General features: G+C 63.9%; 11 protein-coding genes. All 11 read right to left on the reverse strand.

The window, feature by feature from the left end; translation table 11 throughout:
• Window positions 1-2 precede the first annotated feature (2 nt).
• Window positions 3-1,505, reverse strand: a complete 1,503-nt coding sequence (locus ASD14_RS07580) for an asparagine synthase-related protein (RefSeq protein ID WP_056131201.1) — start codon at window positions 1,503-1,505, stop codon at window positions 3-5.
• Between the two features lie 24 nt (window positions 1,506-1,529).
• Complete coding sequence (locus ASD14_RS07585) at window positions 1,530-3,770, reverse strand: polysaccharide biosynthesis tyrosine autokinase (protein WP_343123456.1); 2,241 nt, start codon at window positions 3,768-3,770, stop codon at window positions 1,530-1,532.
• A gap of 60 nt (window positions 3,771-3,830) precedes the next feature.
• A complete protein-coding gene (gene wecB / locus ASD14_RS07590; RefSeq protein ID WP_056131204.1) occupies window positions 3,831-6,119 on the reverse strand; it encodes a UDP-N-acetylglucosamine 2-epimerase (non-hydrolyzing) in 2,289 nt (762 codons plus the stop codon).
• Between the two features lie 292 nt (window positions 6,120-6,411).
• Complete coding sequence (locus ASD14_RS07595) at window positions 6,412-6,951, reverse strand: low molecular weight protein-tyrosine-phosphatase (protein ID WP_082538803.1); 540 nt, start codon at window positions 6,949-6,951, stop codon at window positions 6,412-6,414.
• On the reverse strand, window positions 6,926-7,939 hold the full coding sequence (locus ASD14_RS07600) for a polysaccharide biosynthesis/export family protein (protein ID WP_082538804.1): 1,014 nt from the start codon (window positions 7,937-7,939) through the stop codon (window positions 6,926-6,928). Before ASD14_RS07600 ends, ASD14_RS07595 begins: the two co-directional genes overlap by 26 nt.
• A 242-nt stretch (window positions 7,940-8,181) precedes the next feature.
• Window positions 8,182-8,970, reverse strand: a complete 789-nt coding sequence (locus ASD14_RS07605) for a YdcF family protein (RefSeq protein WP_056131207.1) — start codon at window positions 8,968-8,970, stop codon at window positions 8,182-8,184.
• A gap of 15 nt (window positions 8,971-8,985) precedes the next feature.
• Window positions 8,986-10,014: a nitroreductase family protein gene (locus ASD14_RS15700; RefSeq protein WP_200947034.1), complete on the reverse strand. Its 1,029-nt coding sequence runs from the start codon at window positions 10,012-10,014 to the stop codon at window positions 8,986-8,988.
• A complete protein-coding gene (locus ASD14_RS07615) occupies window positions 10,011-11,060 on the reverse strand; it encodes an EpsG family protein (protein ID WP_056131210.1) in 1,050 nt (349 codons plus the stop codon). Before ASD14_RS07615 ends, ASD14_RS15700 begins: the two co-directional genes overlap by 4 nt.
• Window positions 11,057-11,977 carry a glycosyltransferase family 2 protein gene (locus ASD14_RS07620; protein ID WP_056131214.1) on the reverse strand — a complete coding sequence of 307 codons (921 nt, stop codon included), beginning with the start codon at window positions 11,975-11,977 and terminating at the stop codon, window positions 11,057-11,059. Before ASD14_RS07620 ends, ASD14_RS07615 begins: the two co-directional genes overlap by 4 nt.
• A gap of 2 nt (window positions 11,978-11,979) precedes the next feature.
• The gene (locus ASD14_RS07625) at window positions 11,980-13,248 is read right to left on the reverse strand and encodes a polysaccharide pyruvyl transferase family protein (protein ID WP_343123457.1); all 1,269 of its coding nucleotides are present in this window, start codon (window positions 13,246-13,248) and stop codon (window positions 11,980-11,982) included.
• 81 nt (window positions 13,249-13,329) lie between these two features.
• Window positions 13,330-14,526, reverse strand: coding sequence for a hypothetical protein (locus tag ASD14_RS07630; protein WP_235565330.1), 1,197 nt, complete (start codon window positions 14,524-14,526; stop codon window positions 13,330-13,332).
• Window positions 14,527-14,559: the final 33 nt, after the last annotated feature.

The raw sequence follows: 14,559 nt of genomic DNA on the forward strand, positions 1-14,559 counted from the left end.
GTTCATGGAAGTTGGCGTGCATCGTCGCCTCGCGCGGTTATCCAGGGCAGGATCACGGCCAGCAAGTAGAACTTGGAGGCGTGATATTTGTTGTCCAGTCGATGGCGGTTTCGTTCCAGCCAGCGTGTCGCGCCAGGAAGCAGCGAGTTCGCCTGCTCCGCGAAGGCGTGCACCTGGTCGAATCGCGTTTTCGCCAGGCCGCGCAGGTCGAAGCGGAAGCTGCCCTTGCGCGAGACGTAGGGAAGATCACGGAACCGCGTCGCGATGTGCTGGCGTACGAGGACCTTGTTGTCGCGCGTGGCCGGATCGACCAGCAGGTCGCGCGGCACCTCCTGGTGTACCCAGTCGCGAAGACGCCCGTTGCAGAACGGATACGCTGGCCGCAGCGACATCGCTTCGAGCGTGTACAACCCCTTGGCGAAGGCCGCGGCGCCACCGGATATCGAGGCCACCATCGCACGCCATTCGCTCGGGCTTTCCGCCGATTCGAGTTCCTGCTGGAACGTCGCCAGGCGCGCCCTGGAAAGATGCGAGACTTCGCGGCCGAACAGCTCGTCCACTTCGGCATCGCTGAAGCGCGAGCCCGGGAACAGCCGTTCGACGCGCCTCATTTCCAGGCTCGAGAGAACGAAGCACAACGTGAAGCTGCGATCGATCAGCGGCAATTCCGACAGCGAGAACGGCAGCCGCAATCCACGCGCGAGTGCGGCGAGCATGCGCTGCTGGCTTTGCAGCGCCATGCCGAAGTACCAGTCCGATCCCAGTCCATCCATCACCCCGTCGCCGCCGCCCGTAGCAACTTCGGTGGCGAGATCGACATAGGACAGCAGTGCGAAATCCGCCGTCAGCAACGGCATGCGCGGCGCAATCGCGACATAGCGGTCGTAGGCGCGGCCGGGATCGCAGACCAGCGATTCGTGGCGCAGTCCCAGCGTGGTTGCGATCGTCCGCGCGGAGGCGACTTCGTCTTCCTCGCGGCCGCCGAGATAGGTGATGCACACGGTTTCCGGCTTGGCTTCCGCGGCGGCGATCGCCAGCGTCGTCGAATCCTTGCCGCCGCTCTGCAACAGCCAGGGCGAGTGCATGCCTTCGCAGGACTCGGTGACCGCGTCACAGAGCAGCCGGTGATAGGCGCCGACCCAGTCGGCATCGGACCCGCGCTTGCGGCGGCTGCGATCGCGCTCACGGAACAGGAAGCGGAAACTCGGGGTTTCGCGCATGTCCGTATCCGCGTCGAAACCCGGCGTCACCAGCTTCACGTCTTCGAGGATCGAATGCGGCGGATACACGAAGCTGTTGCGCAACAGGTCGGCGACGGAGACTGTATCGATCCGTCCTTCCCGCCGCCGCGCCAGCGCCGAGAGATCGGGAGTCCCGGCATACGGCGACGTCTCGATCTGCTCATGCTGGAGCACGGCGCCTTCCTTGTCCGGCGAAACCGCCGAGTGGCCCGGTGCCTCGACAACAGGTGGCGCATTCATGGCACGGGCCACGTGCGGCTGCATCCATGTTCTCCCTGGCTGCGTGCCTCATGCAGCACGCAGCGGCTCCTCGTAGCTGTAGACATAGTGGCCCGCACTGCGGGCGCTTCCCTTCTGCACGCCGTTGACGATGGCGCCCTTCAACTCGACGCCGTTCTGCTCGAGCCGCTGCTTGGCCATCGCGATTTCACGAGACTGGTTCTGGCCATAACGCACGACGAGCAGACTGGTGCCGGCGTGCTGGCCGATCACGGCCGCGTCGGTCACCGCGAGGACCGGCGGCGTATCGATGATCACCAGGTCGTAGCGCGAACCCAGCTGGTGCAGCAGCGAACCGAAGTTCGCGTGCATCAGCAGTTCCGACGGATTCGGCGGGATACGGCCGCGCGAGATGAAGGACAGGTTCTCGGTACCGGCCACGCGGCGGATCGCATCTTCCAGCGGAATCTGTCCGGAAATCAGCTCGGACAGGCCATCTTCGGCGCGCACGCCGAGCAGGCGATGCAACGAGCCGCGGCGCATGTCCGCGTCGATCAGCAGCACGCGCTGGCCGGCCTGCGCGATCGTCACCGCGAGGTTGGAACACACGAACGACTTGCCGACGCCCGGGCTCGGACCAGCGATCATCAGCAGGTTGTTGCGCGTTTCCATGCGCGCGAAGTGCAGGCTGGTGCGCAGGCTGCGCAGCGCTTCCATCGCCATGTCGGATGGCGCACGCAGTGCGAGCAGCTTCGGACGGTTGCTCGGCTGGCGCGCATTGAGGCGCGGCGCTTCCACGCGTTCCTTCTGGCTGAGCATGATCGATGCATAGACCGGCAGGCCGAGGCGTTCGATTTCCGAAGGATCCTGCACGCCGCGATTGAACATCTGGCGAACGAAGACCCAGGCGATCATCAGGAACGCACCCAATGCCGTGGCGCCGAGCACCAGCGGAATCTTCTTCGGCCACACCGGATTGAGCACGTCGACCGCCGGCGCGTCGACGACGAACGCATTGCCGATCGCGCTCGCGCGGGCGATGTCGAGCTGCTGCGCTTCGTTGAGGAGATTGGTGTAGGTCTGGTTGGAGACTTCCACGTCGCGGGTCAGCCGGAACAGGCCGCGCTGGATGTCCGGCATCGCGCCGAGCTGGCCTCGCAACTTCGCCTTCTCGTGCTCCAGTTCGCCGATCTGCTGCATCAGCGCCCGGGCCGCGGGATGCGCCGAAGTGAACTTGCTGTTGATGTCGGCCTGCTGCACCTTCAGCTGGGCGATGCTGCTGGCAAGCGCAGTGGTCTGGGCGAGGATTGCGCCGGTCTGCTGCGATACATCGACCGCCTGGTTGCGGCTCTGGAATTCATTCAGTGCCGCCTGCGCGCGCTCGAGCTCCGCCCGGACCTTAGGCAACTGCTCGTTGACGAACTGCAGGCGGTTCTTGGCTTCGGCGGACGTGCGATCCACGCTTTGCTGCACGTAGGCCTTGGTGACCTTCTCCAGCACCTTCTCTGCAACGATCGGGTCGGGATGATTGAAGCTCAGTCCGATGATGCCCGAATCCTTGCCGCGCTCCGCCGCTTCCAGCTGGCTGTAAAGGCGATTGATCGCGGTGAGCGGACTGCTCTTCTGCACATCGAAGTAGGTGCCGGGATTGGCAACGAGCTGCTGCAGTCGCATCGTTACGCCTTCACCGCGCGAGGTTTCGCCGACGCGGCCTTCCACGAGGCGACGGCCGTTGCTGTCGAACAGCGTGTAGCGGCTGCCCTCGCCCGCCACGAGCAGCAGAGGAACGTCGAGCAGTTCACCGGGAAGATCGAGCTGGGCGATCTTCAGCTGTTCGCCGCCCCAGCCGTAGCGGCTGAGACCGAACCAAGACGAAGCCGCCCTGTCACCGTCCGCACCGCGATAGCTCCCGGCAATGAGCTTGCCGATGATCGGAAAACGCCGCGGCCTGGCCTGGACGTCGAGATCGAGATCGTTCACGGCCTCACCCAATACGCGGCGCGACGTCATCAGCGGAACCTCGGTTGCCGCATGTGCCTGGCTGGGCTGCGCAGCCTGCACGCCAGGTTCCTGCCCGGGCACGTTCGCCGACATGCCCTGGATCTGGATTACCGCCGTGGCCTGGTAGATCGGTGTCGCGAAGAGGACGTAGATCACGCTGGCCAGCGCGAACAGTGCTGTGCCGATCAGGATCGGCCACTTGTGGTCGGACAACAGTCCGAACACCGCTGGCATGTCGATGTCGTCATTACCCTGCGGCTGCATGCCCACGGGCGTGACGCGATTGGATGCAAGCATGATTTCGTTCACTTCAAACCTCCGATATGCCGTTGGCCCGCTACCGATACGGACCAACCAGAACGTTGTGCCTCAAGCCGCCAGTGCCGGGCTCCTGGACGGCAGTGCCGCAAGCGCGTCGACGATGCGGAAGCTGGGCGAACCGACACCGTCGACATGGGCGGTGCGCAGCGCCTCGTAAGCCACCGGATCGCTCAGCAGTGTCATTACGCCGTCCGCAATCGCGGCATCGTCGACGGGCAGGTAGTGCGGATCGTCTCCATCCAGCGACACGCCGGCGTCGCGAAGCACCAGCACGGGCTTGCTGAGCAATGCAGCTTCGCTTTCCACTTCGGGCGAGCCCGTCAGCACGACGTGCGCCCGCTGCATCAGGTACGCGAATGCGAGGTAATCCAGCGGCTCGACCAGGTGCACGTTCGCGGGCCGCCATCCGAGCCGTTGCGTGTCGCGTTGCGCATCGGGCGTAAGCGAGATCGGATACACCACATCGATATCCGGCCGCACGCGTGCGACCTTGCGCAATGCACGGCCGAGGTGCGCAAACCCGTCTATCTGTTCGCGGTGGGTCACCAACAGCAGCGGGCTGTCGGCTCGGAGAAAGGCGAAGCGCTTTTGCAACGTGGCTTCGATGGCCTTGTCGTTGCGGATTCGGTCGATCGCGGTGCGCAAGGTATCTACCGCGGTATCGCCAGTGACCTGGATGCGATCCCGGGGAATGCCAGCCGCGAGCAGTTCGCGGCTGCTGGATTCGCTCGGAATGAAATGCACCGAGGCCAGTGCACTTGCCACGCGCCGGTTGACCTGCTCGCCCGCCGATAATGCTGGCGACGCGGACATCGCTTCGGCGGCTGACTCGAGCCTCGCCACCGGGATGTGCTGGTAGCACGCCGCCAGGGTGGCCGCGAGCGTCGCTGCGGTATCGCCGTGCACCAGCACGATGTCGGGTTTCAACTCCTGCAGCACGCGCTTGATCCCGTCCAGCGTGGCCGAGGTGATATCGCTCGGATCGCCGTCGGGCGAGGTGATGCACAGGTCGATGTCCGGCTTCAGGTCGAACAGTTCGAGAATGCGATGCTGCTTCTCGGACGTCAGGTCGGTCACGCACACGTGCGTCGCGAATCGGGGGTCGAGGCAGAGCTGGCGTGCAACAGGCGCAATCCTGATCGTGTCCTGGGATTCGCCAAGGACGCACAGCGCCTTCAGCTGCCCCGGGATTCCCCGATCGGCCGTCTGCTGCAGCGCCTCCATGGAGTCGATCCTGAGCACCGTGTCGCCACTGAACGCTGCGGCTACCGCTTCGCTGGCTACCTGCTCCTGTGCCCGCGTGTTGCCAAGCCAGCGCAGAAGCGCAGGAAGGCGCGCGATGTACAAGGCAAGCACACCCGCGAACACCACGAAGTTCACGAGCGGCGGAAGTCCATGCAGTGCGTAGCCGAGCATCGCGAGCACGCCCGCCGAGCTGATCACGAGCACCAGCGCGCCACGCGGCGAATACCCGGCATCGAGCAGCAGGTGATGCAGATGCTGCCGGTCAGGCTTGAAGGGTGAGCGCCCCAGGCGAATCCTCCGGACCATCACCGCCAGCGTGTCCATCAGCGGAATCGCCACGCACCACAGCACGTCGGCAGGAGCCATTCGCCCGACCTGCGGCTGGCTCAGGTAGATCAGGCTCCATGCAAGCAGGAAGCCGATCATCGTGCTTCCCGCATCGCCCATGAAAATCTTGCGCCCGTCGGGCCATCCCAGGTTCACCCCGAGATAGGGAACGAGCACCACCAGGAGGATCTGCAGCAACAACAGCACGCTCAGCGCTTGCCATCCCGTGCCCGACGAATAGGTCAGCACCGCCACGATGCTCACCATGGCGAGACCACCTGCGAGTCCGTCGATGCCATCCACCATGTTGTAGGCATTCATCAGGCCAACGACAGCAAGGATCGTGAGCGGAATGCCGAGCACGCTCAGGCGCAGTTCGGCGCCGCCTGCCACCTGACCGAGGCTGTCGACGTAGACACCCGTTGCAGCAATCACACCCGTCGCTGCGGCGACCTGGATGGCCAGGCGCGTTCGCACGCTGAGGTCGTAGAGGTCATCGAGAAGCCCAGTGAGCATGATCAGCGCACTGGACCCCAGCAGTACGACTACAAAGCGGTCCGTCGTGCCCAGGTAGCTGAGTCCCGCGACAAGTCCGGTAAAAAAGCAGAGGCCGCCAATCAGCGGTATGCGGCCCTTGTGGCATTTGCGCGCATCGGGCCTGTCGACGAGCCCCACGCGCGGCGCAAGCGGCCGCAGCGAGAAGATCGCGACGAGAGTGACAGTAAGGGCAACCGACGCGGCGGCCACCAGTCTTGCGTCCGGCATGAGTGCTCCTGGCTCTGTTTGTCGTAGTCGCAGCAAACCGAAAGAGTCGGCATCCATGCGATTCAGGAAGACGCGGGGAGTGCAACATTCCGCGCATGATCCCTATGGAGTGAACAACGCAAAGCATTCTTGAACGCGGACCAGATTAGGCAGACGCGGTTGACGAGGAAATGAAAACGAGCGGGTGCATACATCTTCGATACAAGAAGTTGATGCGCGCGCAACCATGAACACGTACGGTTACGCATTCATCATTCACGGGAAGAAGACGTTCCTAAACAGGCGACATTTGCTAGATGAGTTCGCACCAGCGGTGCGCTGCCCGCTCGACCGCACGATAGAGGTGCTCAAAGGTTTCGCGCGGCCGGCCCAGGGGGTCGGGCATCTCGAATTCGCCGATCCAGCGTCCGAGCAGGAATGTTTTCCCCGTCGCTGATGGAAACCGCGTCCGGATGAATTCGAGGTGCGGCCGCTCCATCACCAGCACCAGGTCGGCAGCGTCAAGCATTGACTGGTCCAGCCGCCGGGCGACATGACGATCGGCATCGATTCCGCGCGCCGCCAGTACGCCGAGCGCGAACGGATCGATGCGGGCCCCTTCCGTTGCCGCTATTCCCGCTGACTCGACAGTTACACCGTGTCCTTGCAGGCGCCTGCGAAGCACGTATTCGGCCATTGGGCTGCGGCAGATATTCCCCACGCACACGACGAGAATCCGCCGGATCGCGAAGGCCGAATCGGCAGACTGCCCGCGTCCAGGCGACGCGGGCAGTTCCGGTCCATCGACATCACGTGGAGGAGTTTCGTCAATCGGTGAAATTGTTCTGTGCATTGGCTGCGCTGTTGATGATTCCCGATAGCGGCAGCAACTGGCTCAGGAAGCGGTTCCAGCGCGTGATGCCCGCTGGGCCGACAAACACGACATCGCCTGCGCGCAGCGAGAAGGAACTGGCCAGCGCGAACGAGGACGCCGACTTTGCACGGAGGTGATAAACGGTGGCGCCGTTGCCTGATCTCTGCGACGCGAGGTTTGCTGCGTCGATGCCGCGGACCACATACACCTCGTCGCCGTTGGACGTAACCTGGTTCAAGCCTCCCACGCGACCCAGCGCCTGGGTAAGCGACATGTCGCTGGTTTTGAAGGTCAGTGCCTGCGGACGAAGCACTTCGCCCAGGACGTACACCTGCTTGCGATCATTGAACGGCAGGTAGAGACGATCGCCCGGCTTCAGGTAGATATCGCCCGAGCCCTCCTGGCGGTTGAGCCTGTCGAGATCGATGTTGTAGCGACGGCCGTCGCGGATGAGCGTCAGCCCGGAAAGATCGGCCTGCTCGACATTGATGCCGCCTGTACCCACGGCCTTGGAGACCGTCAGCGGAACCGTGCTCACACCCTGCGGCGCCGTGTTGGTGAATGCACCTTCGAGCACCACCTGGCCGCCGTTGCCGCTGACACCGACGTCGACCTGCGGATCGCGCAGGTATTTCGAAAGGCGGCTCGTCAGCGTGCGCCGCAGCTCCTCGATCGTCATTCCCTGGACTTTCAGCGTTCCCACGTAGGGATAGAACATGGTGCCGTCCGGATACACGAGGCGGCCATTGCTCGCCGCGGATTGCTGCGTACCCGCCGGAGCAGTGAGTTCAGGGTGGTCCCACACGGTGACGAGCAGCGTGTCGCCCGGCTGGATCTCGTAACTTTGCGGCCTGTATTCGGTCAGCTCGGCAGGCAGAGGCTGCATCGCGTTTACGTTGTCGCCGCTGGCGACAAACTCCGGCGTGATTTCCACCATGCGCATTCCGTCCTGGTCACCCCGGGACATCGACTGCCCGGTAAGGCAACCGGCCAGTAACAGCGAGGCGGCGGCAACGACGACTGTGCGTGTTACGCGCTGTATTCCGTTTCCGTGCACCACTGTCGAGCTAAAGGAACTACAGACCGTCGAAAGGCGCGAAGCGCGTTCGGCGACAAGATGATTGGGTTGCATCGTCCGCTCCTGTCCACTTGGCCAACAGAGCGTAAGCGGCGTTACGCTGATATCGCGTGAAGCTTGCTGGGGAAAAATCAGCGTCCCGCGTTGGCGTCAAGGTCGCGTTGACGCGCAGTGGACTCGACGTGAAGAGCCATCAGCGCCACATACTCCTTTAGCGCGCGGCCGCTTCTCCACAGCGCGCTTGGTGACGGCAGCCAGCGTTCGCGCCACGTTTGCCGGTGGCCTTTCTCCGGCACGGGAACGGGTGTTACCTCGAATCCCTGTCGCTCGAACAACAGCATGGCGCGAGGCATGTGCAGAGCGGATGTCACCAGCAGGATGCGCCGCACACCTAACGGATGTGCCAGCCGCGCGGTATTGATCGCATTGTCTTCGGTGTTGCGGCTGCGCTCCTCGAGCACCAACACCGATGCGGGCACGCCCAGCCGCTGTATGGCGGTTTTCATGCGCGCGGCCTCGCTTGCATCGCGCCCTCCCCGTCCGCCGGTGAGAATGACGATCGGCGCGCGCTTCGACAGCCAGGCGCGGGCGCCGGCAGCGAGCCGGCTGCTTCCCAGTTCCCAGGGATCGACGTCTTCGCGCTGCAACCACCAGTAGCGGCTGGCACCACCCAGGACGACGATCGCGTCCGCGCTCGGCAACGACGCCTCAGGAACCACGACGTGGCGGTCTTCCAAAGAACTGCGAAGCCCATCGGACACGACCGGAACCGACCAGGTGGCGGTCCACAGGAATGCCAGGGCAAACAGTGCCAGGGCGGTCCTGCGAAAGCCCAACGGAACGGCGATCGCGCCCACGACCGCAATCGCGAGCGACGCATACAGGGGATAACTCAAGGCGGAAGCCAGGGCAGCAAGCATGCGCGGTGCGATTACTCAGACGAAACTGACGATCGACTCCGTCCTGCGCCGGGGCGACGCGGCTACCACCAGGCTATCGGGCGGATACCCGGCGCCCATCATGGTGATGACCGCGTAGTTGTCGTCCAGCTTGAGCAGGCGACGCAGGGCGCGATCGCGCCCCGGTTCGACGCTCCAGTTGAGCATGCAGGCGCCAACGTGCAACGAGTGGAGCGCCAGTGCGAGCGACATGGCAAAAATGCCGCCATCGACCCAGCACTGATTGCGCTCTCCCATCGAAGTGAAAGCACGCATGTCGGACGCCACCACGATCACGGCGCCCAGGCGGTCGCCGAAGCCACGGTTTCCGTTCTGCAACCGCAGCATGTCATCCATCTTCGAACGTTCCGTGCTCACGAAAGCACGCGCGCTCTGGCGGTTGCACACCGATGGAGCCTGCTGCGCGATGCGCACTGCGGTCTGCAGAACCTCATGGGCGATCGGGCGCCCATCGAATTGCCGCACGCTGTGCCGGCTCAGCAGGAAGCGCTGCGCTGCCTCGCTTTCGAACGGAAACAGGGTTTCCGCCGTGAGCGAGGCGACGCCTCCGCAAGGCTCACTCGTGCATTCGGAGAGGAAGCGGTCGATCGTGGCTTCCAGTTCGGGCGCGATCTTGGCGGAATTGAAGCGTCGATACCCGGCCAGCGCGCCGCGGGCGAACACGGTCACGTCCGCGGTTCCAAATTCCCTTTCGTAGCGTGCGATGGTGCGCATCAGCCGGATCACCACGTCACGTCCGAACCCATAGCGCGGCGACGGCAGCGCCATGCCCTTCTCGAGCCGGTGGTAATCCATGGAGATGTGCGCCGCCAGCCGCTCCGCGTCGTCGGTCGAGCGCCCGGCGGAGGAAGCCGCCAGGAATCGCCGCGCGTCGTAGCCGTAGTTGGAAAGCACCTTTAACCGCGCGAGCATCCTGCGTATGGCGACGCGCCGCTCGGCCGGCACCAGAGCCTTGATCCTTGCCCGCATATCCGGCACGACGCCTGCCTCCGCAACACTGTTCATAGAACGATTCCATTGGATACGTAGTAGTAGAGCGCGCCGCAGGCGCCGAGCAGTCCGATCTGGACGAGCAGCGGATTGCGCAGGATGCTGACCCGGCTGAAGCACAGGATGGCGGCAACGATCAGCGAAGCCGACAGCCATGCGGGCAGCAGGAATCGATTCGAATACGAACCCCAGCCCACGGCGAAGAACGGCAGCACCATCACCAGGTACACCGCGGCGCTCTGGAGGATCGCTTCACGATGCGACTCGCGGATCAAAGGCGCGAGCATGTGCGGCAACGCATACCAGAAGATCGAGAAGACAGCGAAGTCGATTCGCACGCCGGAACGATAATCCGGGTTGTACGCGTACTCCTGCACGAATGCGTACAGCTGCGGCACGAATGCCTGCACCAGCTTCATCGAAAGACCCGACACATAGGCCGCGAATGCGAGCAGCGCGATCCAGCGCAAGGTCCTGGCATTCACGAGAAGCGCCGGGGCACAGGCCAGGTACATCAACGAAGACAGGTGCAGGCTGGACGCCAGTGCTCCGAAAACCACGAACTGCAGCCATTGCCGGCGCTGGAACGAAAGCAGCGCGGTGAAGATGAGCAGTGCCGCCAATCCCTGGCGCACAGCATTGATCGCGGCATTCATGAACATCGGCGACACGAACAGGAGCGTGACCGATGCAGTCAGGAACATCGCAAATCCCCGCCCGCCGCCAATGTGGTTGAAGTATTTTCGACACGCGACGAAGGCGATCAGCAAAAGCAACGCGAACAACGAGATCTGATATCCGATCACGCCGAAGCCCAGCGTTCGCAACGTGTTGCTTACGAGGACGAATCCGGGTTCCAGGCGCGTGTGGATCGCCGTATGTCCCAGGGATTCGTAGAAACCTGCGTACACACGGGTGTCCGTGCCGATGTCGAGCGGGCGGCTCCCGACGGCCCAGCAGGCAAATACCGCCGCCAGGGCGAGCAGCAGGAAGCTGAGTCCGGAGGCGGCGGCATCGGCACGATTGGATTCCGGGAGCGGCATCGCGGCATAGGCCGTCATGTCAGCCTCCCACTGTCGGCGCGACTGGCAGGCCGATGCAGGTGCAATCGGCCTGCGCCTTCGCGCAGGATCATCATCAGGTTGCGGCGCGCCCGGCGCACCGTCCCGATCACCCGCGCGATGCGATGTTCCGTGGGCGTAACCAGCCCTTGCCGCAGCAGTTCGCGACGCACGGCCTTTCCTGCACTGTGCATCGCCGCAAGATCGCCGCTCAGGCCACCGGCACCGTAGTTGGCCTTGTGCCATGAAGCGAGCGTCTGGTTGATTTTCGCGCAGCGATAGCCGGAAAAGCAGATCTGCGCCCAGAGGAGGAAATCCTCGACGCGACGGAAGTTCTCGTTGAACCGGAACGGCAGGTCCCGACGCAATACCACCGACGCGGTCGGAAACGGATTGTTGAGCAGCATCCGCTTCCTGCCCAGGATCCTGACCCGCACGGGCGGACGAAGCGAGGGGGGGCCTGCATTGCGCCCGCGGACATCCATGCGATGCGCGATCAACGCAATGCCGGGATCATCGCGCAGCGCAGCCATCTGCAATTCGAGCTTGGCCGGCGCCCACGTGTCGTCCGCGTCCAGGAAAGCAACGTAAGGCTGGCTCGCGTGCGCCCATCCGATGTTGCGTGCCTGCGAGGGACCACCATTGCGCGGCGAACCGAGAACCTTGATCCAGCCTTCCGGGTAGTGCAACGCCAGCTCGTGCAAGGCTTCCAGGGTGCCGTCGCCACTGCAGTCGTCGACCAGCAGCACCTCGTGCGGCGGCAGACTCTGTGTAGCGACGGATGCAATGGACGCGCCGATCGTGTCTGCGCAGCGATAGCACGGAACCACCGCGCTGACCGGCGCACGCGGGTGCGGCAGGGCCTGCGGCTCGCTTCGAGCCAATGGCATGGATTGCTGCGGGGCCGCGGACTTCATGATCAGGCCAGGAGGCTGGACACACGCGCGACGGCACGCTTCGCTTCGTCCTGCAACTGGGGAATGCGGCGCGCCAAGGTGGCATGCAGCGTGTTTTCTTCCCGCATCAGCCAGCCCAGGCTTCGCTCGAGCGTATCGGCGGAAAGTTCGGGGGTCGGCAGCACGGCCTCTTCATTGCCGAAGAGATCGCGATTGATTCCGCGCGCCTTGACGCTGTAAGCGATGGACACCGTGGGAACGCCACTCGACAGTGCCGCGATCGTCGAATGCGTCCTCGCTCCGATGAAGAAGCGCAACTGGCTGATCACGTACTTGATCTGAGCGGCGTTGAGTTCATGCGGCATCATCTGCACGCAACCGCCCAGGTCGCGAACCCGCTCCAGCAGGTCCGCCATGTAGGTTCCGTCACCGCCGGAGTGCTCGCCTTGCAACGGGTGCACATGCGGCACCAGCAGGACGCCGAGTCCGTGCTTGCGGACCGCGCGACGGATGAACTCCGCGACTTCCGCGCGCAGGTCCTGCTCGGGGCGCTTGTAACGTTCGATCAGGGAACTGATGTTGACGCCCAGCACGCCGTTCGGACAGTCGGGCCAGAACTTCGAATAGTCGACGGTTTCGCGGCCCAGCATGAAAGCGGGATCCGCCATCTGCACGACGTTGGCGAGGCCGAGGTTTTCAGTGAGGTACTTGTAGCTCACGGATTCGCGCACGGCGACAAAATTCATGCGCGAGAGATGCGTCTTCACCGCGGGCACGAAACCCGGCTCCTTGTCGAACGGTCCGACGGAGGCCCCCCAAAGAATGACGGGCTTGCCCAGATCCATGGCGAAATTGTCGAGCCCCATGATCGGCGACGGAATGCGGTAGTCGAGCGAATAGTTGTCGCCGCCCACGGCCAGGACAGCGTCGACACTGGACAGCTGCTCCTTTAGCCACTCGGGCAGCGGGAACGGCCAGCTGGCCCGCTTCAGGAACGGCAGCGGCAGGCGCTGCAGATGCACCCAGTACCCGGCCATGCGCGGCATGTACGCCCGCACGAAACGTACGCCCTGCTGGGCGGCGTCGGGCCACTGTGCGCGATCGCGTTCAACGTCGACCGACGGAACCAGTATCCGCACGTCGCCGAATTGCGCGCGCAACAGCGCCACCGTGCTACGGACGATGGCTTCGCAGCCTCGATTTCCGAAAGTCCGCTGGCCAGAAAGATAGAAAGTCTTCACGTAAGGGAACCTGTTCACGCGAGCCGCGTGGCTCGACCATGGCGAATGCACCCATGATCTTTTTTTCCGGTGATGCAACCGTGAACTGGCGCGGCCGCAGCAGGCCGGAACAAAACACAGCCACAACGGCAGTCAGCGGAATTCGGAGCCGAACTTCCGCGCACCGATCCATGTAGCGATCATCAGCACGAGTTCCCCGCCCACGATCGCGTATGCCGCGCCCATTTCGTAGTGCGTCGGAATGAGCAGGAAATCCAGGGCGATCGTCGCGACGGCGGCCAGTGCCATCATGAGCACGCGGTAGTACATGTGCGTCCCGGTCAGCAGCACCGAACCCACCGCGGTGGAAAGGAACCGGATCGGCGGACATAGCGCCAGCACCATCAGGATCGGCACGACGCCCAGGTATTCGGAGCCGAATGCGATGGGAACCAGCCTGGGCATGACGAAAAACAGCAATGCACCAATCGCCAGGCCCAATGCGAGCATCGCCATGATTCCCCGCCTGTACACCATCCAGAATCGCGGCCGGTCATGCGTCGCCCAGCGGTGCAGCTTGGACAGAAGGAACTTCTGGTAGATCGTTGTCGGAATCAGGTAGATCGCCGACATGACGGCCATGGAGATGCCCAAACGTCCTGCATGCACGTCGCCGCCGAGGTACTTGAGCATCACCGTGCTGACCTGGAAGAAGATCGGATACAACGCGGCGGCGACTCCGTACGGCCATGCCTGCGACCACAGCGCCGATGCGCCCGGAACATGAAGTTCGGGCATCGTCGCTGGCCTGGGCCCATGGCCGTGCAGTTCGATGTCGCCACGGACCATCGCGCGAAAATGCGGAAACGCCAGGATGGCGACCGCCAGTGCGACCAGCCCGTATCCGAATGCCACCGGCGTCGCGCTGGATGTCGCGGCACCAACGGCAAGCAGAGCGACGAGGAGCCGGCCCGCGGGAATCAGCAACTGCCAGCCCGCCAGCTTGTGGTAATGCTCTTCGAGTCGAAGTTTGCAGCTGACGAGTTCGACGGCCAGGAGGGCCGGCACCACCGGGAGCAGCAGAAGCAGCACGCGCCGGGTGTCACCCGACGTCAGCAATGCCCAGGCGATCACCGCCGTGCACGCCATTACACCGGTGACCAGGCTCAGTCGCACCGATGGGCGTATCCATCGGTTCGCCGCCCAGCCTTCGGCGCCGTACACGCGCAAGCGCAGCTGCGACAGACCGAACCCGGCAAACGGAGCAATCATGCTCACGGTGGCCAGCGACGATGCGAACAGACCATACGTTGCCGGCCCTAACTGCCGCGCGAGCAGCGATTGGGTCACCAGAACAAGCGCGGCGCCCAATGCAGTCGCGAA

The organism is Lysobacter sp. Root494 (assembly GCF_001427225.1).
In the GTDB taxonomy this organism is placed as follows: domain Bacteria; phylum Pseudomonadota; class Gammaproteobacteria; order Xanthomonadales; family Xanthomonadaceae; genus Agrilutibacter.